This window comes from Rhodococcoides corynebacterioides (assembly GCF_019834675.1).
GTDB classification, from domain to species: Bacteria; Actinomycetota; Actinomycetes; order Mycobacteriales; family Mycobacteriaceae; genus Rhodococcoides; species Rhodococcoides corynebacterioides_A.
In genome coordinates this window covers 19516-44176 of record NZ_JABUBU010000023.1, presented here as the reverse complement: position 1 = coordinate 44176, position 24661 = coordinate 19516, and the positions used below count along the sequence as shown (strand labels likewise).

26 protein-coding genes are annotated in these 24661 nt (G+C 70.8%); 9 read left to right on the top strand and 17 right to left on the bottom strand.

Annotation, left to right across the window (positions count from 1 at the left end; all coding sequences use genetic code 11):
• The 3 genes from HQ603_RS16520 to HQ603_RS16510 all read right to left on the bottom strand — a co-directional run.
• Positions 1-1685, bottom strand: a 1685-nt coding sequence (locus HQ603_RS16520) for a DUF222 domain-containing protein (protein ID WP_222685859.1), incomplete at its 3' end; no start/stop codon positions are given.
• A 77-nt stretch (positions 1686-1762) separates the two neighbouring features.
• Positions 1763-2254, bottom strand: a complete 492-nt coding sequence (locus HQ603_RS16515; protein ID WP_222685858.1) for a hypothetical protein — start codon at positions 2252-2254, stop codon at positions 1763-1765.
• A complete protein-coding gene (locus tag HQ603_RS16510; protein ID WP_222685857.1) occupies positions 2251-2745 on the bottom strand; it encodes a glutathione peroxidase in 495 nt (164 codons plus the stop codon). The genes HQ603_RS16515 and HQ603_RS16510 overlap by 4 nt, the downstream gene beginning before the upstream one ends.
• A gap of 69 nt (positions 2746-2814) precedes the next feature.
• Here HQ603_RS16510 and HQ603_RS16505 point away from each other — a divergent pair, with 69 nt between their 5' ends.
• Genes HQ603_RS16505 through HQ603_RS16495 form a run of 3 tightly spaced genes read left to right on the top strand, consistent with a single transcriptional unit; the run spans position 2815 to position 6553 of the window.
• Complete coding sequence (locus HQ603_RS16505) at positions 2815-3141, top strand: hypothetical protein (protein ID WP_222685856.1); 327 nt, start codon at positions 2815-2817, stop codon at positions 3139-3141.
• A gap of 41 nt (positions 3142-3182) precedes the next feature.
• A complete protein-coding gene (locus tag HQ603_RS16500) occupies positions 3183-4568 on the top strand; it encodes a sigma 54-interacting transcriptional regulator (protein ID WP_222685855.1) in 1386 nt (461 codons plus the stop codon).
• Positions 4568-6553: a vWA domain-containing protein gene (locus tag HQ603_RS16495; RefSeq protein ID WP_222685854.1), complete on the top strand. Its 1986-nt coding sequence runs from the start codon at positions 4568-4570 to the stop codon at positions 6551-6553. Before HQ603_RS16500 ends, HQ603_RS16495 begins: the two co-directional genes overlap by 1 nt.
• Before the next feature lies 1 nt (position 6554).
• Here HQ603_RS16495 and HQ603_RS16490 read toward each other — a convergent pair whose 3' ends face one another.
• Genes HQ603_RS16490 through rpmB form a run of 6 tightly spaced genes read right to left on the bottom strand, consistent with a single transcriptional unit; the run spans position 6555 to position 9011 of the window.
• Positions 6555-7013 carry a hypothetical protein gene (locus tag HQ603_RS16490; RefSeq protein WP_222685853.1) on the bottom strand — a complete coding sequence of 153 codons (459 nt, stop codon included), beginning with the start codon at positions 7011-7013 and terminating at the stop codon, positions 6555-6557.
• Between the two features lie 32 nt (positions 7014-7045).
• Positions 7046-7972 (bottom strand): AEC family transporter, encoded by a 927-nt coding sequence (locus tag HQ603_RS16485; RefSeq protein WP_214504125.1) that lies wholly within the window; start codon positions 7970-7972, stop codon positions 7046-7048.
• A 32-nt stretch (positions 7973-8004) separates the two neighbouring features.
• Complete coding sequence (gene rpsR / locus HQ603_RS16480) at positions 8005-8259, bottom strand: 30S ribosomal protein S18 (RefSeq protein ID WP_068102727.1); 255 nt, start codon at positions 8257-8259, stop codon at positions 8005-8007.
• A 41-nt stretch (positions 8260-8300) separates the two neighbouring features.
• Positions 8301-8606 carry a 30S ribosomal protein S14 gene (gene rpsN / locus HQ603_RS16475; RefSeq protein ID WP_222685852.1) on the bottom strand — a complete coding sequence of 102 codons (306 nt, stop codon included), beginning with the start codon at positions 8604-8606 and terminating at the stop codon, positions 8301-8303.
• Positions 8606-8773 carry a 50S ribosomal protein L33 gene (rpmG, locus tag HQ603_RS16470; protein WP_222685851.1) on the bottom strand — a complete coding sequence of 56 codons (168 nt, stop codon included), beginning with the start codon at positions 8771-8773 and terminating at the stop codon, positions 8606-8608. The genes rpsN and rpmG overlap by 1 nt, the downstream gene beginning before the upstream one ends.
• Before the next feature lies 1 nt (position 8774).
• Positions 8775-9011 carry a 50S ribosomal protein L28 gene (gene rpmB / locus HQ603_RS16465; protein WP_068102722.1) on the bottom strand — a complete coding sequence of 79 codons (237 nt, stop codon included), beginning with the start codon at positions 9009-9011 and terminating at the stop codon, positions 8775-8777.
• Positions 9012-9104: 93 nt separating this feature from the next.
• On the opposite strand from rpmB, the gene mrf reads away from it, so the two are divergent.
• From mrf to HQ603_RS16440, 5 genes are read left to right on the top strand one after another with little or no spacing between them, the layout of a single operon-like run.
• Entirely contained in the window at positions 9105-10361 is a 1257-nt protein-coding gene (gene mrf, locus HQ603_RS16460) for a ribosome hibernation factor-recruiting GTPase MRF (RefSeq protein WP_222685850.1), read from the top strand.
• Positions 10358-10606, top strand: coding sequence for a type B 50S ribosomal protein L31 (locus HQ603_RS16455; RefSeq protein WP_068147374.1), 249 nt, complete (start codon positions 10358-10360; stop codon positions 10604-10606). The genes mrf and HQ603_RS16455 overlap by 4 nt, the downstream gene beginning before the upstream one ends.
• A gap of 3 nt (positions 10607-10609) precedes the next feature.
• Positions 10610-10777, top strand: coding sequence for a 50S ribosomal protein L32 (gene rpmF / locus HQ603_RS16450; RefSeq protein ID WP_068102716.1), 168 nt, complete (start codon positions 10610-10612; stop codon positions 10775-10777).
• 50 nt (positions 10778-10827) lie between these two features.
• Positions 10828-11307: a cation:proton antiporter regulatory subunit gene (locus HQ603_RS16445; protein WP_068147376.1), complete on the top strand. Its 480-nt coding sequence runs from the start codon at positions 10828-10830 to the stop codon at positions 11305-11307.
• 2 nt (positions 11308-11309) lie between these two features.
• Entirely contained in the window at positions 11310-12488 is a 1179-nt protein-coding gene (locus HQ603_RS16440; RefSeq protein WP_222685849.1) for a cation:proton antiporter, read from the top strand.
• On the opposite strand, the gene HQ603_RS16435 is transcribed toward HQ603_RS16440, so the two are convergent.
• Together HQ603_RS16435 and HQ603_RS16430 are read right to left on the bottom strand one after the other, a co-directional pair.
• On the bottom strand, positions 12400-12897 hold the full coding sequence (locus HQ603_RS16435) for a J-domain-containing protein (RefSeq protein WP_222685848.1): 498 nt from the start codon (positions 12895-12897) through the stop codon (positions 12400-12402). The genes HQ603_RS16440 and HQ603_RS16435 overlap by 89 nt on opposite strands.
• Positions 12898-12911: 14 nt before the next feature.
• The gene (locus HQ603_RS16430) at positions 12912-15293 is read right to left on the bottom strand and encodes an ATP-binding protein (protein WP_222685847.1); all 2382 of its coding nucleotides are present in this window, start codon (positions 15291-15293) and stop codon (positions 12912-12914) included.
• Positions 15294-15488: 195 nt separating this feature from the next.
• On the opposite strand from HQ603_RS16430, the gene zwf reads away from it, so the two are divergent.
• Positions 15489-16940 (top strand): glucose-6-phosphate dehydrogenase, encoded by a 1452-nt coding sequence (gene zwf, locus HQ603_RS16425; RefSeq protein WP_222685846.1) that lies wholly within the window; start codon positions 15489-15491, stop codon positions 16938-16940.
• Positions 16941-17011: 71 nt separating this feature from the next.
• Here zwf and HQ603_RS16420 read toward each other — a convergent pair whose 3' ends face one another.
• From HQ603_RS16420 to HQ603_RS16395, 6 genes are all read right to left on the bottom strand, one after another.
• Positions 17012-18202: a lipase family protein gene (locus HQ603_RS16420; RefSeq protein WP_222685845.1), complete on the bottom strand. Its 1191-nt coding sequence runs from the start codon at positions 18200-18202 to the stop codon at positions 17012-17014.
• Between the two features lie 3 nt (positions 18203-18205).
• Positions 18206-19483, bottom strand: coding sequence for a hypothetical protein (locus tag HQ603_RS16415; RefSeq protein ID WP_222685844.1), 1278 nt, complete (start codon positions 19481-19483; stop codon positions 18206-18208).
• Positions 19470-20582 carry a glycosyltransferase gene (locus tag HQ603_RS16410; protein WP_222685843.1) on the bottom strand — a complete coding sequence of 371 codons (1113 nt, stop codon included), beginning with the start codon at positions 20580-20582 and terminating at the stop codon, positions 19470-19472. Before HQ603_RS16410 ends, HQ603_RS16415 begins: the two co-directional genes overlap by 14 nt.
• Positions 20566-21804 (bottom strand): hypothetical protein, encoded by a 1239-nt coding sequence (locus HQ603_RS16405; RefSeq protein ID WP_222685842.1) that lies wholly within the window; start codon positions 21802-21804, stop codon positions 20566-20568. The genes HQ603_RS16410 and HQ603_RS16405 overlap by 17 nt, the downstream gene beginning before the upstream one ends.
• Positions 21805-22054: 250 nt before the next feature.
• Positions 22055-23167, bottom strand: coding sequence for a glycosyltransferase family 4 protein (locus tag HQ603_RS16400; protein WP_308126579.1), 1113 nt, complete (start codon positions 23165-23167; stop codon positions 22055-22057).
• Positions 23164-24654, bottom strand: a complete 1491-nt coding sequence (locus HQ603_RS16395; protein ID WP_308126578.1) for a flippase — start codon at positions 24652-24654, stop codon at positions 23164-23166. The genes HQ603_RS16400 and HQ603_RS16395 overlap by 4 nt, the downstream gene beginning before the upstream one ends.
• Positions 24655-24661 lie beyond the last annotated feature (7 nt).

The window sequence follows — 24661 nt, the reverse complement described above, 5'->3', positions numbered from 1 at the left end:
TGGAAGCGGCATTTGGCGCCGAGCCCGCAGGCCGTGGTCTGACCTCCCCGCTCCGGGTTGCGGTGGTCGTATTCGGTGATGTGGTCGAGGTCGCCGTCCCAGGCGGCTCGGTTGCAGCCGGGCCAGGTGCAGTACCGGTCGCGAGCACGGATGTAGGTGTCCAGGGCCGCGGACGGCCGGTAGGGGTCCGCCGGTTGCGTCGCCGGAAGCGGGGTATCGGTGCCGTCGCCGAGGGGTCGGATGAGGGTGGCGGGGTCGGCGGCGAGGTCGCGGAGGTGGGCGCCGGAGACGATGCCGAGTCCGGCGATGTAGCCGACACCGTCGACCAGCTCGGGGTCGACGCGCGGAGCCTCGACCGCAACGGCATCGGCCGCAGCTGCCGCCTCGACCGCAACCGCATCCGTCGCCGATTCGGCCGCAACGTCCTCAGCCGCGACCTCGTCGGTAGCGACCGCGTCCGCACCAACTCCCTCGGCTGCGACGTCCTCGGTCGAGACCGCCTCCGCGGCAACGCCATCGGCCGCAACGGCATCGGCCGGAGTCTCATTGGCCGCGAGCTCCTCGACCACGACCTCCTCGACCACGACCTCCTCGACCGGGGTCTTCTCGGGCGCGACCTCATCGAGTGAGACCTCGTCGGCGAGGACCTGGTCTGCCGGAGCCGCGACCGCGGTCGTATCCGCGTCTTGAGTCCGTGCGTGCGCTGCCGGCTGCCCGGGCTCGCTGACCGCAGCGTCGGCGGAGGTGGTCGCAGCGGCGGTGGTCGCTGAAGTGGTTGCGGGTACGGGTCCGGCGAGGGTGGTGGTGTCGGTGACGACGTGAATGACGATCCGTGCTGCGTTGGCCGCGACCTCGTCCGCATCGACCACGGTGAAGGCGCACTCCGGGCGTGCGCAGTCGCAGCCGAACGGGGCGTGCTTGACCAACGCGAACAGCGCATCCGATGCCCGCGCGGTCTTGGTGCGACTGTCGTGCTTGCAGACCTGTGCGGCGAGGCGTTCGACGACGCGGGCGACGATCGCGGCGTGTTCGGCGGACATCGTCGCCCCCACCGTCGCCATGCCGTCGAGTCCGGCCTCGGTGAAGAAGCACCGCCCCTTCAGTGCGTCGTCTCGGCGTTCGCGGACGGCGTCGGGGTCGCGGCGGTAGACCATCTGATCGCACAGATCCCGCACTCGGGCTGTCGACCACGTCCCCGGTTTTCGCAGGGCGGCGGCGATGTCGGCGTCCACCAACCCCTGATACGGGCGACCGTGGATCAGTTCGGTGCGCGAGACGATGGTGCGGATGAAGTTGGCGGAGACCACCCCGTCGCGCAGGCATTCCGCCACCCGCGGCAGGCGGTCACGCAGGGCGACGGCGTCGTCGAGGAGGCGTTCGGCGACGTACTGCGACACCGACAATGAGGTGGCGACGCGGGCGGCGCACTGAGCGAACGCATCCACCGCTCGCTCGTCGCTACCCTCCTCCGGGACGACCAGTTCGGTGTGCAGGGCGGCGGCGTGCTGGTAGCGGCGCCACTCGAGGTACGCCGTCCCCGCACTGAGGTCGGCCAGGGCGTCGAGGTGCCCACCGACGGGGAGATCGAACGAGGCGGGCAGACCGGTCGCAGTGAGGTCGCGCGAGGACCACGGCACACCGCCGACCTGCGCATCCCCCGCCGCTCCGACCCCCCGATCGCTCATGTGTTCGATTGTATCGACCCCCACCGACACGATCCAGCAAACCGACCGCAAACCGGGACGGAATCAGGAACCGAGTATCAGGAATCGGGCCCGCTCGACAGGCGCTCCGTGCGGTGCTCAGCCACCGCCTGGCGCAGCTCGGTGAGGGCCGAGCGGATCATCTCGCCGTACGCGTCGTCGGGTAGTGCCGACAGACGCTCCTCGGCGCGATCGAGGTGGTCGGCGGCGGCCGGAAAGGACCCCAACCGCCGGAGGTTGTCGGCAAGGTTCAGATGCAGGCTCGGGTAGAACGCCGCGACCTGCAGGCTCGCGTGGTGCTGCTGCGCCCGGTCGTCGTCGAGGGCATCGGCCGCGTCGAGAGCGCGAACATCCCAGATCAGCGCGACGGCGGCGTCGTCGTACAGATCGGCGAGGTAGTGCGCCAGCGTGCAGCGATGGAACTCGTCGCCGCGCACCCCGATCTCGGACCAGAGGGCCTCGAGGTCGGACCGCGCCCCGGCGACATCGCCACCGCGGCCGCGCATCACGGCCGCGGTGATCGCCTCCATCGTCGGATCGGGTGCCGTCATGCGCGGTCCGTCAGCACCTTCTCGATCGGGTCGGCGAGCTTCTCGGGCTTGGTGGTGGGTCCGAAGCGGTCCACCACCTGCCCGTCGGCGTCCACCAGGAACTTGGTGAAGTTCCACTTGATGCGGTTGCCCAGCACGCCGGACTTCTGCTGCCGCAGCCACTGATACAACGGGTGGGCCTCGTCGCCGTTCACGTCGATCTTCTCGTGCAGGGGGAAGGTGACGTCGTAGCGCAACGAACAGAAGTTCTTGATCTCGTCGGCGTCGCCCGGCTCCTGGTGGCCGAACTGGTCGCACGGAAAGCCGAGCACCACGAGTCCACGGGGACCGTAGGTGCGGTGCAGGGCTTCGAGACCTTCGTACTGCGGCGTGAACCCGCACTGGGAGGCGGTGTTCACGATCAGCATCGGCTTCCCGCGGTAGTCCGCGAGGTCGACGGGCTCGCCGTCGATGGTGGTGGCGGTGAAGTCGTAGGCACTGGTGCTCGTCACGTCGAACGACGCTACCGAAGATCCGCTCCGGGGGGTTTGGTCGGGTTTTTCGCAGGGTAGACGCGGCGCATGACTCCGGACCGAGTGGCGCCCGACGGCGAAGCCGAGGGAAGCGAGGACCGCGAGCCGCGCGACGACGAGCGAACCATGCGCGCGCACGCCGGCGAAGCGATCGCCGACGCGCGCAACTGGCCCGGCTACTTCCTCATCGCTCTCGGTCTGGGGGCGCTGGGGTCCGCTCTGGTGGCGGCCGGCTACGGCTTCGAGGGCTGGGCGATGATCCTCTTCCCCGCCACCGTCGTGCTGTGGGCGGCCGGCCTCGCGCTGGTTCTGCTCGAGCGCAAGCGGGTCAAGAACGCCGAGGGCAAGGACCTGTTGGATCAGACCGGTCACTGACGGGGCGTGCCGGATCGCCGCGGGGCTCGTACGTTGGAGAAGTGACCTCGAGCATCGACCGTCCGACCACACTCGGTGAACTCCGCGCGTCGGGCCACGTCCAGAAATCCGTGAAGACCGAACTTCGTGAGAACTTGCTCGCCGCCCTCCGGGACGGGCGCGACGCCTGGCCCGGCATCCTGGGCTTCGAGGACACCGTCCTCCCGCAACTCGAACGTGCCCTGCTCGCCCAGCACGACGTCGTGCTGCTCGGCGAACGCGGCCAGGGCAAGACCCGACTGCTCCGCACCCTCCTGACCCTGCTCGACGAGTGGACGCCCGTCATCGACGGTTCCGAACTCGGCGAGCATCCCTACGAGCCGATCACCCCGACGTCCCTCCGTCGGGCCGCGGAACTCGGTGACGACCTGCCGGTCGCCTGGCGCCATCGCAGCGAGCGGTACTCCGAGAAGCTGGCGACGCCGGACACCTCCGTCGCCGACCTCGTCGGTGACGTGGATCCCGTCAAGGTGGCGGAGGGCCGCAGCCTCGGGGACCCCGAGACCATCCACTACGGCCTGGTGCCGCGCACGCACCGCGGCATCGTCGCCATCAACGAACTCCCGGACCTCGCCGAGCGCATCCAGGTGTCGCTCCTCAACGTCATGGAGGAGCGGGACATCCAGATCCGCGGCTACACCGTGCGCCTGCCGCTCGACGTGCTGTTGGTGGCCAGCGCCAACCCCGAGGACTACACCAACCGCGGCCGCATCATCACCCCGCTGAAGGACCGCTTCGGCGCCGAGATCAGGACGCATTACCCGCTGCTGCTCACCGACGAGATCTCGGTGATCGAGCAGGAGGCCGACCTGTCCGCCGACGTGCCTCCGCACGTCCTCGAGGTGCTGGCCCGTTTCACCCGGCTGCTCCGTGAGTCTCCCTCGGTGGACCAGCGTTCCGGCGTCTCGGCGCGCTTCGCGGTCGCCGCGGCGGAAACGGTGGGCGCCGCCGCGGTCCACCGTGCCGCGGTGCTGGGCGAGGACGATCCCGTCGCCCGTCCCGTCGACACGACGACGGTGGTCGACGTGCTGCGCGGCAAGGTGGAGTTCGAGTCGGGCGAGGAGGGCCGCGAGATCGAGGTGCTGACTCACCTGCTGCGTCGCGCCACAGCCGACACCGCGCGAGATGCGTTGGGTGGCATCGATCTCGGCCCGCTGGTGAACGCGATCGACCAGGGCGAGCCCGTGGTCACCGGTGCCCGGGTGACGGCGAAGGCGCTGCTCGACGCGCTTCCCGACCTCTCGGTGGTCGACGAGGTCGCCCGGCGGCTCGGCGCGACCTCGGTGGGAGAGCGGGCGTCCGCCCTCGAATTGGCCCTGGAGGGCCTGTATCTCGCGCGGCGTATCGGCAAGGACACCGCCGACGACGGGCAGACGGTGTACAGCTGATGGCGCGCTCACCCGACAGGCCGACCCGATCGACCCGCTACGGCCCGTACGTCGACGGTCCGGATCCTCTTGCGCCGCCGGTGGATCTGCGCGAAGCGCTCGAGACCATCGGCCGCGATGTGCTCGAGGGCTCGTCGCCGCGGCGGGCTCTGCAGGAGATGCTCCGCCGCGGAACACGATCGATGCGGGGGCTCGACGATCTCGCGGCACGCGCGAACCGGAAGCGCCGGGAACTGTTGAAGAACCGCAACCTCGACGGCACCCTCCAGGAGGTCCGCGAGCTGCTCGACAAGGCGGTGCTCGAGGAGCGCAAGGCGTTGGCGAGGGCGTTGGACGATGACGCCCGATTCGCGGAGATGCAGCTCGCCGAGTTGCCGCCGTCGACCGCGCAGGCCGTGCAGGAGCTCACCGACTACGACTGGCGCAGCTCCGAAGCGCGCGAGAACTACGAGAAGATCAAGGACCTGCTCGGCCGCGAGGTGCTCGACCAACGCTTCCAGGGCATGAAGCAGGCGCTCGAGGGCGCCTCGGAGGAGGACCGTGCCCGGGTGCAGCAGATGCTCTCGGACCTCAACGATCTGCTCGACGCCCACGCGCGCGGGGAGGACACCGACCAGCAGTTCCGGGACTTCATGGCCGAGCACGGCGAGTTCTTCCCGGAGAACCCGCAGAGCGTGGACGAGCTGATCGACGCTCTGGCCCAGCGGTCGGCGGCGGCGCAGCGGCTGCGCAATTCCCTCTCGGCGGATCAGCGTGCCGAGCTGGATGCGTTGGCGCAGCAGGCCTTCGGCAGTCCGGACCTGATGGACCAGCTCGCTCGACTGGACGCGAATCTGCAGTCCGCCAGGCCCGGTGAGGACTGGGACGGGTCGCAGAACTTCAGGGGGCAGCAGGGCATGGGGCTCGGCGACGGGACCGGCATGCTGCAGGACATCGCCGAGCTCGAGGAACTGGGAGACCAACTCTCCCAGCAGTACAACGGCGCGGCGTTGGACGACATCGACGCCGACGCGCTCCTGCGGCAACTCGGGCCCGAGGCGGCCGCCGACGCGCGCATGCTGGCCGACCTGGAGAAGGCGCTGCAGCAGGAAGGATTCCTCGACAAGGGTGCAGACGGTCAATGGCGCCTGTCCCCGAAAGCCATGCGGCAGTTGGGTCAGGCCGCGCTGCGCGACGTGGCCGGGTCCCTCGCGTCGCGACGCGGTGAGCGCGACACCCGGCGGGCGGGTGCGATGGGCGAGCCCACGGGCGCGTCCCGCGCGTGGGAGTTCGGCGACACCGAACCCTGGGAGGTGGTGCGAACGGTGACCAACGCGGTCCTGCGGACCGCGGCGGAACCGCGGTCCGAAACGGGAGCGGTCGGAGTGCGTCTGGCGGTCACCGACGTCGAGATCACCGAGACCGAGCAACGGTCGCAGGCCGCGGTCGCGCTGCTGGTCGACACCTCGTTCTCCATGGTCATGGAGGGGCGGTGGGTGCCGATGAAGCAGACGGCCCTGGCCCTGAACCATCTGGTGTCCACCAGGTTCCGGGGCGACGCGCTGACGATGATCGGATTCGGTCGGCACGCACAGACGCTGACCCCGTCGGAACTGGCGGGGCTCGACGGCGCCTGGGACCAGGGCACCAACCTGCATCACGCGTTGATGCTCGCGGTGCGCCACCTCCGCCGGCACCCCAACGCGCAGCCGGTGGTGCTGATCGTGACCGACGGCGAACCGACGGCGCATCTGGAATCGGACGGCAACGCCGTGTTCGACTACCCGCCGAGTGCGCGCACGCTGGGGTTGACGGTGCGCGAACTCGACACCGTGGCCCGAATCGGCGCGCAGGTCACCATCTTCCGGCTCGGGGACGATCCGGGGTTGGCTCGTGTGGTGGACCGCATGGCCCACCGCGTGGGAGGCCGGGTGATCGCCCCGGACCTCGACGGGCTGGGCGCCGCGGTGGTCAGCGACTACCTGTCGTCGCGGAAGCGGCGGTAGGTCAGGTTCCGTTCCGGACGGTGCGGTCGCCCACCGGGGCGGAGAGGTCGAGCTCCATGGTGCCGACGACGGCGATCATGATGCAGGACTTGTCCTGCGCGGACGCGAGGCGACCGGTGCGGACGGTGATCGTCACGTCGCGGTCGGTCTCGGCGACGGTCGCGTCGGCGCCGTAGCACTCGGGGGAGCCGGTGACGAAGTGCACCGCGATGCGGTTGCCGGACAGCGGAGTCCAGGCCTCGAACGGTGTCGACTGCGCCATCACGAGGGCGGGCTCGGGGCGAAACGCGGTGCCGGACTGGTCGATCGGTACCTCGTGCGGCACGGGCGGGGCGCCGGGCACCGGCACCATGTCGGTGGGGCTCGCTCCTGCGCCGTCGGGGTCGGCGGGTTCGGCGGAGCCGGAACTGCAGGCGGCGAGCGCCAGACAGAGCAGTAGTCCGACCGCGAGCGCCTTCATGACCTCCACCGTAGCGAAAGTTTTTCGCGCCCCTAGGCGAGCAGCGCGGCCACGGTGGCGATGAGGGGGATGGCGAGCACGGTGGTGACGAAGCCGGTGTCGCGGGCGAGGACGACGCCGCGGCCGTAGCGGGAGGCGTAGACGAACACGTTCTGCGCCGTCGGGAGCGAGGCGATGACGACGACGGCGAAGAGTTGCTCGCCGTCGACTCCCCACACCCACCGTGCCAGGACGTAGGTGAGGACGGGCAGGGCGACGGTCTTGAGTCCGGCTGCTATCAGGACGTCCGATCGGGGGGTGTCTCCGCCGCGCTGGAGTACGCGTGCGCCGCGCAGCGACATGCCGAACGCCAGGAGTGCGCCGGGGACGCTGACGGCGCCGAGAAGGGCGAACGGTTCCGCGACCGGCGCGGGCAGGGTGACACCGGTGACGGCGAGGGCGAGGCCGGCGAGCCCGGCGAGCACGATGGGGTTGGTGAACGGCGCGGCGACGATCGACAGGGCCGAGGCGCGCCCGGGTGACGTCGTGACGTCGAGGATGCCGAGTGCGACGGGGGAAAGCACCATGATCTGGAAGAGCAGCAACGGGGCGACGAAGGATGCGTCACCGAGGACGAAGACCGCGATGGGGATGCCGAGATTGGCCGCATTGACGTAGCACGCGGAGAGGGCGGCGACCGTGGCCTCGGGTGCCGGGCGTCGCCGCAGGAGTGCAACGACAAAGGCGAGGACGCCGATCGCCGACGCGCTGACCGCGGTGATGGCCAGGGTGGACGAGAAGACCACCGACAGGTCGGACGTGGAGAGGGTGTCGAACAGCAGCGCCGGGGTGGCGACGAAGAAGACGGTGCGGCCGAGGACGAACTCGCCGTGGGCGCCGAGCACCCCGGTGCGGGCCACGACGTAGCCCACGGCGATGACCACGAAGATAACGGTGAACCCGGCGACTACTCCCGACACGTCGCCGGCCACACCCTCCTACGTCGTCGGTGTCACCGAGTGGTGAACGGCAGCAGCGCCATCTCGCGGGCGTTGCGCACGGCGGTGGCCACCTGCCGCTGCTGCTGCGGGGTGAGGCCGGTGACGCGGCGGCTGCGGATCTTGCCGCGGTCGGAGATGAACTGACGGAGCAGGTTCACGTCCTTGTAGTCGACCTCGGTGATGCCCGCGGCGATGAGCGGGTTCTTCTTGGGCTTGCGGTTCGCCTCGGCGCGGTCCTTCTTGGACGGGCCTCGCTTGACTGCCATGTGGTGCTCCTACTTCCCGGCTCGTGTCGGTGCTTGCGCTGTCACCAGCTGCTCTTGTGGACGCCGGGGAGTTCTCCACGGTGTGCCATCTCGCGTACGCGGATGCGGGACAATCCGAACCGGCGAAGATGCCCGCGGGGGCGTCCGTCCACAGCGTCGCGTCGGCGCAATCGTACCGGACTCGCGTCACGCGGCAGACGCTGCAGGGCGGCGAGGGCGGCGGTGCGGTCCGCGTCCGAGGTGGAGGGGCGCCGGATGGTCTCCTTGAGTTCGCGACGACGCTCGGCCCACCGCTCGACGACGACGCTGCGCTGGGCGTTGCGGGCGATCTTGGATTTCTTGGCCATCAGCGCTCCTCGCGGAAACGGACGTGCCGACGCACGACGGGGTCGTACTTCTTCAGCACCAACCGATCGGGGTCGTTGCGTCGGTTCTTGCGGGTGACGTAGGTGTAGCCGGTCCCGGCGGTGGACTTCAGTTTCACGATGGGCCGGATGTCGGTGCTCTTCGCCATCTCAGACCTTCCGTCCGTCGGCGCGCAGCCGAGCGATCACGGCGTCGATGCCGTCGCGGTCGATGGTCTTGATGCCCTTGGCGGACACGGTGAGGGTGACGCGGCGGCCGAGGCTGGGGACGAAGTACGTCTTCTTCTGGATATTGGGGTTCCAGCGTCGTGAGGTGCGGTGGTGCGAATGCGACACCGACTTCCCGAAGCCGGGTGCGCGTCCGGTGACGTCGCAGTGCGCGGACATGATCGAGCCTCCTTTGTCGACAACGATTGTCGTTTCGGTCTCTGGACTGTACGCTGAACCGCCGGTAATGACAATCGTTGTCGAAAGGATGCCATGACGGTCGATCGCACCCCGCTCGTGCTGGTCTGCGGACCGCGCGGGCCGCTCGAGGCCGTGACCACGTCCCTCGCCGAGCCCGGCACCGCCGTCGTCCACCACGACCTGAGCGGCGTCGAGGCCGGCGTCGTCACCCGACGCACCACGCGCGTCGACGCCGACGGGGACGCCCGCGTGCGCGACGTCGCCCTCGGCGTCGCGGGCTGCTGCGTCGACTGCATGCTGCGCATGGACCTGCTGCCGCTGCTGCGCACGCTCGCCGACGACGCCGCGGTGCGCCGCATCGTCGTGCGCCTCGACCCTCTGTTGGAAGCGGAGGCGTTGTGCTGGGCGATCGAGAACACCGTCGTCACGGGCATGGTCGGCCGGGTGGACGCCCCCGCGGGTCACGACGTCCGGATCGAGGCCGTGATCGGCTGCGTCGACGCGGCGTCGTTCCTCGGTGACGCGACCGGCGACGAGCCGATGTCGGCGTACGACGACCGCACCGTCGCGCAGGTGACCGTGGGCAACGCGCGTCACGCCGACGTGCTGGTGGTCGCCGACACCGCGCCGGATCGCTGGACCGCGGCCCGGCTCACCGCCGTCCTCGCCCGCCTCGCGCCGCGGGCGGCCACCAGGTGGATCGTCCCGAACGAGACGCCCGCCGACCTGCTCTCCGCGGTGCCGGCGTCGTCGCGTCGCGGTGCGGTGGACGACGCGCACGCCCCGCTGCTCGACGGCGCCCCGCCGCTCACCGAGGACTGCGGAGTGCAGTTGCTCGAGATCGCCGACCGCCGTCCGTTCCATCCGGGCCGACTCCACGAGGCGGTCGACGTCCTGCTCGACGACGTCGTCCACGCCCGCGGCCGACTCTGGGTGGCCACGCAGCCCGACGCGGTGCTCTGGCTCGAGTCCGCCGGCGGCGGTCTCCGCATCGCCGCCGCCGGGCGGTGGCTCGCAGCGATGGACCCTACCGAGTACGACGACGTGTCGGTCGCCCGCCGGGCGATGGCCGCGCTGGGGTGGGACGACGAGTACGGCGACCGCGCCCAATCGCTCGTCGTGCTGCTCGCCGGCGCCGACCCCGAGCACGTGCATCGCGTCCTCACCGACGCGCTGCTCACCGATGTCGAACTGGCCGATCCGGAGAGTTGGACCACCCGGGACGACCCGTTCGGCCAGTACCACGAGGACCCGTGCGAGACAGACGACTCCCGCACGAGCACCACCGAATCCACCCTCCCGCGCAACACCGGAAAGGCACGCGAATGAAGAACGGCATCCACCCCGACTACCACCCGGTGGTCTTCCAGGACTCGGGCACCGGCTCGATGTTCCTCACTCGGTCCACCGTGACCAGCGACCGCACCGTCGAGTACACCGACGGCCGCACCTACCCGCTGGTGGTCGTCGACGTCACCAACGAGTCGCACCCGTTCTGGACGGGCGCCGCTCGTGTCATGGACACCCAGGGCCGCGTGGAGAAGTTCGAGCGGCGCTACGGAAAGCGGCGCTGAGCCATGGCCGTTCCGAAGCGGAAGATGTCGCGGTCCAACACCCGCAGCCGACGCGCCCAGTGGAAGGCGACGCCGCCCGACCTGGTGACCGTGACGGTCGACGGGGTGACCCACCGCGTTCCCCGACGGCTGGTCAAGGCTGTTCGGCTGGGGCTGGTCGATCCGCGGTGAGGCCGGTCGATCCACGCTGACGGCGCCGCGGTGAGGGCTAGCATCGCCGCATGAACGTCGACGTCACCCTGCTGCCCGGGATCGGAGTGCGGAAGGACTTCGCGCTGGCCGGTGGTCGGCGCATCGGGGTGATCACCCGCAAGGACGGCACCAACGAGCTGATCGTGTCCAAGCGCGACGATCCGGACACCACGCAGGCGTCGATCACTCTGAGCAACGAGGAGGCGGCGGCACTGGGCAACCTGCTCGGTGCGCCGCAGCTCGTGGCACAGCTCGGCGAGGAACACCGCGAGCTCCCCGGCATCCGGACGCGGCAGCTTCCCGTGCAGGAGGGTTCGCGGTTCGACGGCCGAACCCTGGGGGACACGGCGATGCGCACCCGCACGGGGGTGTCGGTGGTGGCGGTCATGCGGGCCGGGCAGGTGCAGCCGTCGCCCGCTCCGGACTTCACCCTGGTCGCCGGTGACCTGCTGGTGGCCGTCGGCACCACCGACGGGCTCGATCACGCCGCCAAGATTCTCGGCTGCTGACCGTGGGGGAGACCGCGCTGGGGCTCACCGAGCTCGGGGCGGTCTTCTTCGCGCTCGGCCTGCTCGCCCGTCTGGCCTCGCGCATCGGCCTCTCGCCGATCCCGTTCTATCTGGTGGCGGGCCTGTTCTTCGGCGAGGGCGGCTTGATCGACCTCGACGGCATCGACGAGTTCACCGAACTCGCCAGCGAGATCGGCGTGGTCCTGCTGCTCCTGCTCCTCGGTCTCGAGTACACGGCGGCGGAACTGGTGACGGGTCTGCGCCGCTCGTGGATCGCGGGCGTGGTGGACATCGTCCTCAACGCGGGCCCCGGCGCGGTGGTGGCCCTGATGCTCGGGTGGGGTCCGGTCGGCGCCCTGGTGCTCGCGGGCGTCACGTACATCTCGTCGTCGGGCATCGTCGCGAAGGTGCTCACCGACCTCGGTCGCCTCGGAAACCGGGAAACGCCCGTGGTGCTGTCGATCCTCGTCTTCGAGGACCTCACCATGGCGCTCTACCTCCCCGTGCTCACCGCCGTCGTCGGCGGCGTGACGCTCCTCGGAGGTGCCGAGGCCGTCGGGATCTCCTTGCTGGTGGTCTCCGTGGTGCTTCTCGTGGCCCTGCGGTACGGGCGCGTGGTGTCCGCGCTGCTCGCCGGCCCGGACCGAGAAGTGATGCTGCTGAAGGTGTTCGGGGCCGCGCTGCTCGTCGCCGGACTCGCGTCCGCCCTGCAGGTGTCCGCCGCGGTCGGGGCGTTCCTGCTCGGCATCGCGGTGTCCGGCACCACCGCGCAGGCGGCGACCCGCGTCCTGGAACCGCTGCGGGATCTGTTCGCGGCCGTCTTCTTCGTGGTGTTCGGGTTCAACACCGACCCTCGCGCGATTCCACCCGTACTGGGTTACGCGGCCGCCTTGGCCGTGCTGACCGCGGTCACCAAGATGATCACCGGCGCCTGGGCCGCCGGCCGTCTCGGCGTCGCTCCGCTCGGCCGGATGCGCGCCGGAGCCGCCCTGATCGCGCGGGGCGAATTCTCCATCGTCATCGCCGGTCTCGCGGTCGCGGCAGGTGCGGTCCCGCCCGATCTGGCCGCCCTCGCCACCGCCTACGTGTTGATCATGGCCGTCGTCGGCCCCATCGCAGCCCGCGTCGTCGAGCCGGTGACGGAGCGGGTGCTGGCTGCACGCGCCGCGCCTCCGCCCTAGCGCGGGCCAGCGCGTCCCGGTCTCGAACCCACTGCGCGACAACGGCGTCGACGTCGACCCGCGACACCGGGATCACCGGCCCGACGGGGATGCGCAGATAGTCCATGATGCGCCGGTTCAGCTCGCGCACCTCGGCCCGCACGGCGTCCTCGGTGCGCAGACCCGCGACCGTGTCCCGCAGGTTCTCGATCTCCTTGCGCAGCCGCAGCGGGGTGGGGAGCAGCGCGTCGGACGGCAGATTCTCCCGCCGGAGATATCCCCGCACCCAGGCCAACTCGTCGGTACTCGACGCGGGGATCGGCTTGCCCGCCCCCGGCAGATTCTCGAACGCACCCGCCTCCTGCGCCGACCGGATCTGCCGGTCGACCCAGGTCTCGATCGAGATGTCGTGGGGTTTGCGGTCGGTCATCGGGCCTGCCGGGGTCAGCCCAGCTCGCGCACGAAGTCGTCCACCACCTGCGCGGCGAGGATGCGGGCCTTCACGTTGTCGGTCTGGCTGCGCTTGGCGATGATCTCGAACGCGCGGTCCGGACCCACGTTCTCCTGCGCCATGATCAGGCCCACCGCCTGGCTCAGCACACTGCGACTGTCCAAGGCGATCCGCAGGGACGAGATCTCGCGCTGCGCGTCGCCCAGCAACTGCTCGCGCAGTCGCGCCAGCTCCAGATGGACGCGCACCCGGGCCACGAACTCCGCCGGCTGGAACGGCTTGACCACGTAGTCGTCCGCCCCGATGCGCAGGCCCTCGATCACCTGCGCGGACCCGGTGCGGGCGCTCACGAGCACGATCGGCACGCGGACCAAGCGCCCGTCCGAGCGTGCCTCGTCCACGAGCGACAGTCCGCTGCGTCCCGGCAGCATGATGTCGCTGACGATGATGTCGGGCGGAGTCGCCCGCGCGGTCGCGAGAGCGGTGTCGACTTCGTCGGTCGCAGCGACGTGCCAGCCCTGGTCCTCGAGCAGACCGGTGACGTAGCGGCGCATGTCGGCGTTGTCCTCGACCAGGAGGACCCGTCGTTGCCCGTCCGTCGGCGGGGCCTGCGTCGATCGGGTCCCGTCGGAGTCGATGGGCCGCCACTGCTCGGCCTCGCCGACGTAGCGCGCTCCGAGATCGGTGACCAGGTCGGTCGGCGCCACCGTGTCCGGTTCGGCGTCGGCGGTCGTCGTCGGAACCACGACGGTGAACACCGTTCCGTGCGGGGCATTGTCGGTGACCTCGACGGTGCCGCCCAGGGCTGCGACGATGTCCGACACCAGGGACAGCCCGACACCCGATCCTTCCCGACTGCGGCCGGACACCCCGGCCACCTGGTAGAAGCGCTCGAAGATCTTCCCCCGGTCCGCCTCGGGGACGCCGGGTCCGGTGTCGGCGACCTCGAGGACGAGGCGGCGTGCCCCGTCCACCTCTGCGACGGGGCCGCGCAGCGTGACGCGAATGGATCCCCGGGTGGTGAACTTGACGGCGTTGGACACCAGGTTCATCACCAGGTGGGTCCACAGCGTGCGATCGAGATCCAGCAGGGTGCCCCCGGTGTCGCTGTCGATCGTCAACTCCACCCCGGCGCGATCGGTGCTGTCTCGGAACAGGTTGACGGCGTCGCGAATCAGGGCGGCGGCATCCGTCGGTTCCGGGCGGGGTCGCAGTTCCCCGGCGTCCGCGCGAGCGACGTCGAGCAGCGTGTCGACGAGCTTCTGCAGGCGCAGGGCGGACCGACGGGCCGACTGCAGAGCCTGGACGTGGCGGTCGTCGAGGTGGTCGGCCGCTTCGGACAGCACGGCATCGAGCGGCCCGAGCAGGAGGGTCAGGGGTGTGCGGAACTCGTGGCTGACGTTCTCGAAGAAGCGGGTCTTGTCCGCGTCCAGCTCCTCGAGCTGCGCGGCGCGGCGGCGCTCGGCCGCGTAGGAGTGGGCATCGGTGAGCGCGGTGGTGATGCGCCCGGCCACGAGTTCGAGGAAGACGCGGTAGTGGTCGTCGACGCGTCGCAGTTCGCTGGTTCCCGTGACGAGCACGCCCGTGGGCGCGTCCGACGACGCCAGCAGCGGCTGTACCAGGGCCGACGTCGGACCGACCGTGACGGTCTCGGCGACCCCCGACGCGGCGACGCGGGACGCAACGTCGCCGAGGTCCGTGGTGCTCAGGACCGCGTCGGCGGTGTCGAACGACGCCACCTCCCGCAACCCGTCGTCGCCGACCAGGTAGGCGGCGGCGAACGGGACGTCGTCCCGGTTCTCCGACAGCCGCGACAGCACCGCGCGGCAGACGCTGTCGACGCCGGCGGCCGCGGTGACGGAGACGGTGCCGAGGTCCCGCAGCGTCGCGAGGCGGCGCTCGGTGAGCACCTCCTGCGTGACGTCCGAGGTGGCCACGAAGACGCCGTTCACGGTGTCGCCCTCGCCGCGAATGGGGCTGTAGGAGAACGTGAAATACGTTTCCTCGGGATAGCCGAAGCGGTCGAGCAGGAACAGCTCGCGACGTCGATGCACGGCCGTCCCGCGCAACGCCTCGTCCGCAAGGGGGCCGATGGCGTCCCACGCGAAGTGCCAGCAGTCCTCCGCCCGTTGACCGACTGCCTTGGGGAACAGCTCGCCGGCCATGGGGGTGTAGGCGTGGTTGAAGATCTGGACCAGATCGTCGCCCCACCAGAGCAGCATCCCCACCTCGGAGGGCAACACGGTGCGGATGGCGGAGACGAGGGCCGCAGGCCAGTGCTCGACGGGACCGAGCGAGGTGGTGGACCAGTCGAACTCGCGATGCGCGGTCGAGGTGGGATCGGTGCCGGGGAACAACTCGTCCCGGGTCGTCATGCTGCGTCGACCGTCATGCGCGGTGCGACCGGTGGGTGAACATCCCGGCCATGATTCTGTGACTGCCCTTCCCGTATCGGTACTCGTACAGTGTAAAGCGTTCGCGGACCCCCGGGTGACGATCCGACGACCGGCCCACGCCTCGGGGTCTGTGGAACCATGTGAGCGGTGACGCCCTCGAGGATCGATCCACCGATGTCCGCGCCCTGCCCGCAGGTGGTCGTTCTGTTCGGAGCCACCGGTGACCTGGCCAAACGCAAGCTGCTGTCGGGCATGATGCACCTGGTTCTGTCCGATCTGGCTCCCCGCCTGCGCATCGTGGGCACCTCGCTCGAGGCGATGACCGACGAGGAGTTCCGGGCGATGGCCGAGACGGCGGTCGAGACGTTCTCGGCGCGGTCGCCGTCGCAGGAGGAATGGGACCGGTTCGAGGGACGCCTCACCTACGTCTCGCAGCAGGACGGCCCGGAGGCCCTGGCCGCGGCGGTCGACCGGGCCGAGGAGGCGCTGCGCGCCGACGGTGGGGACGGGAGCGGCGAGACGCGGGTGGAGCGACTGCACTACCTGTCGGTTCCGCCGGCTGCCGCGTTGTCGGTGGTCGAGATGCTCGATCGGGCTCGGCTGGTCGAGCGGTCCCGCATCGTGATGGAGAAGCCGTTCGGTACCGACCTCGCGAGCGCCCGTGAGCTCAACGCCGCGGTGCACGAGACCTTCGCCGAGGACCAGATCTTCCGCATCGACCACTTCCTGGGCAAGGAGCCGGCGCAGAACATCCTGGCGTTCCGCTTCGCCAACGGCCTGTTCGAACCCATCTGGAACCGCACGTTCATCCAACACGTGCAGATCGACGTGCCCGAGACGCTGGGTCTCGACGGCCGCATCGGGTTCTACGAGGCGACCGGCGCGTTCAAGGACATGGTGGTCACCCACCTGTTCCAGGTCCTGGCGTTCGTGGCGATGGAGGCCCCCACCGCCCTGGAACCCGACGCCATCCGCGAGGAGAAGAACAAGGTCTTCCGGTCGATGCTGCCGGTGGAGCCGACCGACGTCGTACGGGGGCAGTACGCCGGGTATCGCGACGAGGAGGGCGTGGCGCCGGACTCGGAGACCGACACCTTCGTGGCGCTGCGGGTGCACATCGACAACTGGCGTTGGGCCGGGGTGCCGTTCTACCTACGGACCGGGAAGAGGTTGGCGGAGGGCCAGCGCATCGTCTCCATCGCGTTCCGGGAACCGCCCAAGTCCATGTTCCCGGCGAATTCCGGTGTGGGAGCTCAGGGTCCGGATCATCTGACCTTCGATCTGACGGACAATTCCAAGGTCTCGCTGTCCTTCTACGGCAAACGTCCGGGCCCCGGTATGCGCCTGGACAAGGCCAGCATGCAGTTCGCGCTCGAGGACACCGAGTCCGCCGACGACGCGCTCGAGGCCTACGAGCGGTTGATCCTCGACGCGATGCTCGGCGACCACACGCTGTTCACCACGGCCGAGGGCATCGAACGGCTGTGGGAGGTCTCCGCGCCACTGGTGGAGAACCCGCCGCCGGTGCGCACGTATCAGCCGGGGTCCTGGGGGCCCAACGCGATTCATGGTCTGGTCGCCCCGCACACCTGGCGCCTGCCGTTCGAGCGGCAGTGGCGCGAGTAGCGACACCATCGGGGCAGTGGCGCGAGTAGCGACACCATCGGGGCGGTGGCGGGAGTGATCACACAGTCGAGTCAGGGCACCTCGGCGCACGACGACGGCGCGGGCGCTCCGGCGTAGCGGTCCCGGAGCCACTCGGCCGGGGCCGCCCCGAAGTCGAGAATGCCGTGTCCCTGGCCTGGTGCGCCCCGCAACAACACCGTCGAACCCCGCTCGCACGCCTCGCGGGCCGCGTCGATGGTCCACTGCGGCAACGTCAGGCGATCCTCCTCGCCGTAGCTTACGAACATCGGCGCCGACGCGGCCGACGTCGGCACTCGGGCCTGGCGTAGCCAATCCCGTAGGCGGTCGGCCGCCGCGTCGTCGACGGGCGCGTAGTCGGCCGGCGTCGTGCGTGCGGCGATGTCGGCCTGAAGGGCCGCGTTCTCGCCCTCGCACGCGGCGAACACGTCGGCTCGATCCGCGAGTTGCCCACGGAGGTAATCGGATCGGACGAGGTCGGGGTGCACCACCTCCAGTCCGCGAATCAGCGACGGCAGGACGACGATCTGCTCCTCGGTGAGCGTGCCCGCCGTCATCTCGTCGACGATCGGGGACAGATCGGTGGCCGGCGACGCGCTGATGGTGCCCAGCAAGGAGAGTTCGCCGGCGTAGTTCGCCGCGGCCTCGTTGGCGGCCCAGACGGCCTGACCGCCCTGGGACACTCCGTATCCCACCCAGCGCGCCCCGGCGTCGCCGCTCACGGCGCGGGCGGCGCGCACCGAATCGAGCACGTTGTACCCGGCGGTGCGGGCGTCGAGGTAGGGGTGCTCGTCGGAGGTGCCGAGGCCCTCGTAGTCGGTCATGGTGACGAGGTAGCCGTTCGCGAGGAACGGCAGCACCGTCGGCAGCGAGCCCAGCAGGCCGGTGTGCGTGGACGGGGCGCAGCGACTCGCCGTCCCCGACGTGGCGTGCCCGACGGCGACCACCGGCCACCCTCCGGCGGGCGGAGTCCCGTTGGGAACGAATACCACTCCGGTCACGGCCGTCGGCGAGCCGTCACGCGCGGAGGTCGAGCGGTACCGGACGGTGACCGCCGTGGAGGTCAGGTCGTCGAGTGCGGCGTACCCGACGAAGTCCTCCGGCGGTTCGAGTAACTCACCGGGGTCTGCGGCCGCCGGTGACAGGGTGGTCGAACTCGGTGTCCGTACCTCGCCGCCGGGTGTGCAGGACGCCGCCAGCACGAGCGTCGCCACTGCGGCGAGCACCCGAACCGGCGACCCCACGGCTCACTCCCCGTGACGCAGCAGGGCGACGGGATCGAGGCACGCCCGCCGCAACGCTCGCGTGACCACGTTCGGGTCGATCATGTCGGCGCAGAAGGTCGCCGCGAGGGTGCGTCCCTTGTTCAGCCGGGAGACCAGGACGGTGATGCCGTCCGGACCGTCGGGTTCGAGCGTCGCCGTCATCTGCGCCGGGCGTCCGTCGTCGGCGAATTCGAGGTGGCGGTACAGGCCGGTGAGGTTGCCGAGGTCGCTGACCGCGAGGCGCAGTCGGTCCGGCACGGTGACGGTGCCGGTGTCGTCCGCCACCGAAGCGATCCGGTGCCGGGTGAGCGCGCTCCGGGCCTCCGAGGCCCCGAGAACGGCCAGGGGCCAGCCGGAGTCGATGACGTCCTTCATCACGGTGGCCACGAGGCCCGGCGTCGCACCGGCGCCGACGCGCACGGGAATGCCGATGGCGAAGTTGCCGTGGCCCGTCCGGTCCGCTTCGGCGAGGTAGCGCCGGCAGTTGAAGAGGATCATCACGTGATCGTCGAGCGCCACCTGCTCGGCGCGCAGCGCCGCGTTCACCAGGGCGACGGTGACGGACGCCGCCGTCGCGCCCGGGGCGTGCTCGCGCGCCCACGCCTCCAGTGCGGCCGAGACCTCGGGGGTCATGAACTCGGCACGGCAGGTCTTGGTCTTCGCCCAGTTGTCGACGGTGCGGGTGGGCACCCCGTCGTCGGCGGTGTCGGGGCGGGCGTGGTCCGCGCGGACGCGGCGCAGATCCCGGACGGCGCGGGGGTTCTCGCGGTAGTGGCGCCACAGGGCGCGCCGGGTGGCGTCGGCCGGCAACGCGGGTGCGAGGGTCGGGGAGAGAGTGCCGTCGGGATCGCCGGCGGCGACTCCGACCAGCAGGATGCCGAACTGCCCGTCCCCGACGCCGTGGGAGTAGTCCACCACCGTGTAGTCCCCGCAGAGGATCACCTCGACGGGCAGTCGCGCGCCGTCTCGCTCGCGGATGCGGTTCATGAGCTCGCCGAGATCGTCGGTCGGCAGATCGGGCCGTTCGGTCACCGCGACCCCACCGGCGATGTCGTCGCGATACGACCAGATGCGCTGGTCTGCACGAGGATCGAGCGCGATGCGGGAGGTCGGGGACGCGGATCGGGCCGCGGTCAGGACCTCGCGCACGGCGTCGGCGGTCACACCGGTGATCGGTCCGAGCACGGCGATGGACCGGGCCGGCACGAAGGTGCGATCCAGGGGAGTGGAGGTGTACCGGGGTCGATCAGAGCGCGGCATCGACGACCTCCTGCATCTTGCGACGGAACTCGGCCCGCGAGAACCCTTCCGCCCACGACCGGATGTCGGCCCGGTCGAACGTCGACGGGTCGAAGGACCGCATCGCCTCCGCGAACCCGTCGACGATCTTCTCGTCGGAGCCCGGTGCGACGTGAACGCCGGTCCGGCCGTCGAGGACGGAGTCGAGTGCGCCACCCTCGCCGAGTGCGATCACCGGCGTGCCCGTCGCCATCGATTCCACCGGCACGATGCCGAAGTCCTCGATGCCCGGCATGAGCAGGGCGCGGCAACTGCGATGCAGGTGCAGCAGCGTCTCGTGCGAGACCCGGCCGAGGAACTCGGTGTCCGGGCCCGCGAGGGCACGGCACTGGTCCATCGCCCGGCCGTCGCCTGCGACCACCAGCCGCACACCGGCTTTCGCCGCCGCCCGGATGGCGATGTCGGGGCGCTTGTAGGGGACCAGACGGCCGGCGAGGAGAAAGAAGTCCTCGCGCTCGACGGACGGATCCGGCGTGAAGCCCTCGGTGTCGACGGGCGGATGGACGACGAGCGCGTCGTCGCGTCCCCACCAGTTCGCGATGCGCTCGGCGACCGCCGACGAGTTCGCCACCACCGTGCGCAGCCGTGGCGCGGCGCCGATCTCGCAGCGGCGAGCCACTGCGGACAGGCCGGTGAGGATGGCCGCACCCGCCTTGCCGCCGCCCTCGCCGGCGCGCAGCTCCTTGTCCCAGGCCCACCGCGCCGGACTGTGTACGTACGCGATCACCGGGGCGTCCGTGGCGTGCACGGTCTGCGTCGCGAAGGCGTGGTGGCTGACCACGACGGCGTCGACGTCGCGAAGCGGGAGACGCCGGAACGCGAGCGGCATGAGCGGCAGCACCGGGGCGTAGGAACGCTGCCCTATCCCGTCGTAGATGCGGTTGAGCCACGTGGTGTGCGGCGGCGAACTCAGCCCGGCCGGAATGCCTTCCGGGCGTGCGATGGGCGCGTACACCTGCGCCTGCGGCCACTGGATCGACAACTGCTCGACGACGTGCTCGGAGCCGGCGATCTCGGTGAGCCGCTCGTGGACGACGGCGATTCTACGATCGTTGGGCATTGTCCTCGACCTGTCTGTCGGGGCGTCGCACGGACGCGGGAGCGGGCCGGCTCGCGCTGCCGGCGGGTTGGACCACCAGGTGGGTGGGGATCTGGAACTCGGACAGGCGGCGCAGCGCGGCCTCGGCGGCTTTGCGGTCCGACCCGCCCTCCGAGACGAGCACCACGGCGGTGTCGACACTGCTCGCGTCGACGTACGTCCACCACTGACCCGTGAGGTCGGCACCCACCAGGGCGTCGGGGTGGCGGGCGTGCCCGTCCGGGCCCGTCGACATCGGCGCGGGGTAGCGGGCGTCGTCGCCGACGAGAACGAGAATGGTGGGCGACGACCCGTGCCGGGCGTGGCGCGCGCCGCTGCCGTTGCCTCGCTCCGCCGTGGCGACGGCCGCGGCGACGACGGGCGGAAGGCCTTCGCGGACGGTGGGATCGAAGCGGGCGCGGTACTTGCGCGCGATGCGGCGCGCCCAGGCGCGGCGGGGCTTGCGCCCGATGCGGCTGCGGATCAGCACGATCAGTTCCGCCGCCACGATGAACGCGGCGATCGCGGCCACCGAGGCCTCCGAGACCGGCAACGGCGAGACCGGGGTGTCGCTGGGTTCCGGCACGGCGAGCACCACCAGGCGGTCGCCGCTCCCCGTGGTCTGCAGTTGCGTCGCCTGGTCCCGCAGCTGCGTCAGGGACTGTTCGGCGGCCGTCCGCGACGGGTCGCCGGGGATGAGCTGGGCGATGCGTGCTTCCTCGGCCGCGATGGAGGCCTGGACCTGCTCGAGGCTGCTCTGCGAGTCCCGGGCGGCGTTGGCGCCGGCCGCCTGCGCCACGGTGGTGACCGTGGTGCGGGCGACGTCGAGTGCCTGCTCGGGGGAGTCGGCGGTGACGGTGAAGTCGAGCAGGGCCGGCGACGTCCCGGGCGCCAGCTCGAGGTGGGAAGCCAGTTCCGCTGCGGTCCATCCGGTGTCGGTCTGCGAGACCACCTGCTCCAGGACGTCGTTGTCGGCGGCGAGCCCGATGAACGGCGCGCGGAGCTGCTCGATGAACGCGTCGCCGGGGATGACCTCGCCCGACGGCACGATCTCGGTGGTGACCGTGGCGGCGTACTGCTTCTCGGTGGCGAACGCACGCAGGCCGTAGACGCCGGCGCCGACGAGCAGTGCGATCAGCAGGGCGGGCACGACGGCGCGCCCCAGTTCCTTCATGTGCCCGGCCAAGTCGATCGGCGGCGGCACGTCACCGCGGTGAACGGGATCGTCTATGGGCGCCAACCGAATCTCCCGGGGTTGTCCGTCACTGGTCTGCGGTGCTGAACGGTGCTGCATCGCGTCGCACGGAATCGCACGTGTGCAACGCCGATACTACGCAGGGGCACAGGGCTTTCGCGGTAGGTGAACCGCCCCGTCGGCCCGCCGTCGGTGGCCGGTCGGAAACGGTCGGCGAAACCGCCGAGTCGACCGATTTCGGGAGCCGTGCCGTCGGTCCTCATCGGCTCACCGCCGTCAGGGCGTCCAGCAGGTGCGGGAGTGTCGTCGCCACGTCGTGACGGTCGGCGACGGCGGCGCGAGCGCGTCCGCCGATGGTCGCCCGGCGTTCGTCGTCGGCGAGGAGCGCCGCGATCTCCCGGGCGAGGGCGTCGGCGTCACCCGGCGGAACCAGCACGCCCGCACCGTCGGTGAGGAATTCGGTGGGCCCGCCGTGAGCGGAGGCCACCACGGGCAGGCCGTGCGCCATGGCTTCGAGCACCGAGAGCGGGCCGGCCTCCGGCAGGACCGAGGAGGACACGACCACGTCCCACCCGGCCATCACCGTGTCGGGATCGACGTGGCCGAGGAAGCGGACGCGGCCGGCCAGGTCCGGTCGGGCTGCGCGCGTGCGCAATTCGTCGACGTACGCCTGATCGCCGGAGAAGCTGCCACCGGCCAGTTCCACGATCACGCCGTCCAACCGGGCGACGGCGTCGAGCAGAACTCGGTGTCCCTTCCACGGCGTGAGCAGGGCGAGCATCCCGACGACCGGGGGATTGTGGCGGGCACCGCGAAAGTCCGTCACCGGCCACCGCACCCCGTAGGGGACCACCCGCACGTCGGCGCCCAACGCGCGGACGGGGGCCGCGGCGGCCTCCGTGCAGGCCACCACGCGGTCGATGCCGGGGAGTCCGAGTCGCGCGACCGCACGTTGCCGGCCGCCGGGCACCGCGTCGTGCACCAGCCAGGACACCCCGCCGGGCAGCCCGCCGCCCCGGCCGGCCAGCCGCGCCGCGGGCAGGGCGAAGAGCGAATTGACCACGACGACGGGCCGAGTGCCGTCGGTGGCCGGACGCGCGATGCGCCGGAGGACGCGCGCGGCGGTCGCCCACCGCGCGAGCATGCGTCCGGCGGCGGCGACGCGCGCGACACCGCCCTGGCCGCCGAGACCGAGGTCGGGGATCGACACGTGCCGGACCTCGGCGGGCAAGGTGTCGGCGAGCGCGCCCGGCGGGCACAGCACGGTCACCGGACGGTTGGCTCGCCGGGCTTCCCCGAGCACGGCGAGCAGCATCTTCTCCGCCCCCGAGACGTTGGCGGTGTGAGCCACCAGGATCACGGGCGCCCTCACGACTGCCTCCGCAGCAGCAGGAACCCCGTGCCGCCGACCACGGCAGCGCCCACTACCGAGATCGGGAACCACCATGCGGGGGCGGCGGATTCGAGCAGGGACCCGAGCGCCGCCACCGCGGCGGTGACGACGGCGACGATGCCGATCGACGCGACCGGCAACAACCCGGACACCGGCATCGTCCGGCCGATGACCACCCACAGCGCGACCACGGTCACGGCGAAGGTCACCACCGTCGCTACGGCGGATCCGGTGTAGGAGTACCGGGGGATGAGGATCAGGTTGAGCACCACGTTGAGGACCAGTCCGGCGAGGGCGACGGCCGGGTAGTGACGTTGCTTCGACGCCGACGCCAGCAGGAACACGCCGAGCAGGATCAGGCTCATCACCGCGGCGCCGAGCACCAGCAACCGCGCCGCGTCGGCGCCGGGGACGAAGCGATCGCCGTACAGCAGGCGGATCAGCGGATCCGCCGACGGCCAGAACGCGGCCACCGCCACACCGCCGAACGTCGCGAATGCCAGTGCGGCGGTGCGAGTTCGCTTCCGGAAGGTCGGCAGTTCCGACGGCCACGCGGCCACCAACAGGGTGCTCACGGGAGCCACGGCGGCGAGGGCGATGGTGTCCATCATGTCGGAGAACTTGTAGCCGATGGAGTAGAGCCCGACGGCGTCGAACGTGTCCAGCAGACTGAGCATGAGCACGTCGATCTTGAGCATCGCGATCGTCAGCGCGAAGCCGATGGCGAGCGGAATCGCCTCGCGCAGATAGGGACCCCACCGGTGGACGTCGAGGTGCCGAGACGGGCGCAGTCCGACCGAGCGTCTCCGCACGGCGAGTCCCTTGGTGATCACGCGGAACGCCTCGTTGGCCACCGCGGGGAGGACGAAGATCAGCAGGGTCGGCGCGAACACCGCCGCCAGCACCGTCAGGGCGAGTTGGAGTACCTGACCGGCCGATTCGGCCACCGCCACCAGCAGCATGCGGTGGCGTGCCTGGAACAGCACGGACAGCGCGTGCGACGGCGTCGCGAACACCACCACCAGGCCACCGAGCACGGTCGCCAGGATCACCTCGCCCGGGTAGCCGAGTGCCACGACGTATCCCACCGCCAGGACGTACCCGACGAGTCCGAGGACGGTCCGCAACGCGAGGAACGACGATGCGGTGCGGGCGATCTCGTCGGGATCGTCGTCGATCAGCTTCGCCAGCACCACACGTCCGACACCGAGGTCGGTCACCACCGACATCAGGCCGAGCAGGGCGAAGACGAAGCTGAACTGGCCCCACTCCTCGGCGCCGAGCGATCGGGCGACGACGACGCTGCCGGCCCAGCCCAGACCGGCGACGATCACGCGCGACGCCAGCACCGCGGCGGTGGCGCGCGCCGCGGCCTTCGGGTCGGCGGCGAGCGCGCGGTAGTCCGGGGACGTGCGCTCCGCCTCGGCGGTGACGTCCGGTGGCAGTTGATCGGGATTCTCGTCCACGGCCGTC

Bases quoted from the DNA above. Each gene is read 5' to 3' on its own strand.
- HQ603_RS16415 (WP_222685844.1), bottom strand. From the start codon at position 19,483: ATGCCGCGCTCTGATCGACCCCGGTACACCTCCACTCCCCTGGATCGC.
- mrf (WP_222685850.1), top strand. From the start codon at position 9,105: ATGACGGTCGATCGCACCCCGCTCGTGCTGGTCTGCGGACCGCGCGGG.
- rpmF (WP_068102716.1), top strand. From the start codon at position 10,610: ATGGCCGTTCCGAAGCGGAAGATGTCGCGGTCCAACACCCGCAGCCGA.
- HQ603_RS16455 (WP_068147374.1), top strand. From the start codon at position 10,358: ATGAAGAACGGCATCCACCCCGACTACCACCCGGTGGTCTTCCAGGAC.
- rpmB (WP_068102722.1), bottom strand. From the start codon at position 9,011: ATGTCCGCGCACTGCGACGTCACCGGACGCGCACCCGGCTTCGGGAAG.
- HQ603_RS16490 (WP_222685853.1), bottom strand. From the start codon at position 7,013: ATGAAGGCGCTCGCGGTCGGACTACTGCTCTGTCTGGCGCTCGCCGCC.
- HQ603_RS16505 (WP_222685856.1), top strand. From the start codon at position 2,815: ATGACTCCGGACCGAGTGGCGCCCGACGGCGAAGCCGAGGGAAGCGAG.
- rpsR (WP_068102727.1), bottom strand. From the start codon at position 8,259: ATGGCAGTCAAGCGAGGCCCGTCCAAGAAGGACCGCGCCGAGGCGAAC.
- rpmG (WP_222685851.1), bottom strand. From the start codon at position 8,773: ATGGCGAAGAGCACCGACATCCGGCCCATCGTGAAACTGAAGTCCACC.
- HQ603_RS16430 (WP_222685847.1), bottom strand. From the start codon at position 15,293: ATGACGACCCGGGACGAGTTGTTCCCCGGCACCGATCCCACCTCGACC.
- HQ603_RS16435 (WP_222685848.1), bottom strand. From the start codon at position 12,897: ATGACCGACCGCAAACCCCACGACATCTCGATCGAGACCTGGGTCGAC.
- zwf (WP_222685846.1), top strand. From the start codon at position 15,489: ATGTCCGCGCCCTGCCCGCAGGTGGTCGTTCTGTTCGGAGCCACCGGT.
- rpsN (WP_222685852.1), bottom strand. From the start codon at position 8,606: ATGGCCAAGAAATCCAAGATCGCCCGCAACGCCCAGCGCAGCGTCGTC.
- HQ603_RS16410 (WP_222685843.1), bottom strand. From the start codon at position 20,582: ATGCCCAACGATCGTAGAATCGCCGTCGTCCACGAGCGGCTCACCGAG.
- HQ603_RS16515 (WP_222685858.1), bottom strand. From the start codon at position 2,254: ATGACGGCACCCGATCCGACGATGGAGGCGATCACCGCGGCCGTGATG.
- HQ603_RS16495 (WP_222685854.1), top strand. From the start codon at position 4,568: ATGGCGCGCTCACCCGACAGGCCGACCCGATCGACCCGCTACGGCCCG.
- HQ603_RS16445 (WP_068147376.1), top strand. From the start codon at position 10,828: ATGAACGTCGACGTCACCCTGCTGCCCGGGATCGGAGTGCGGAAGGAC.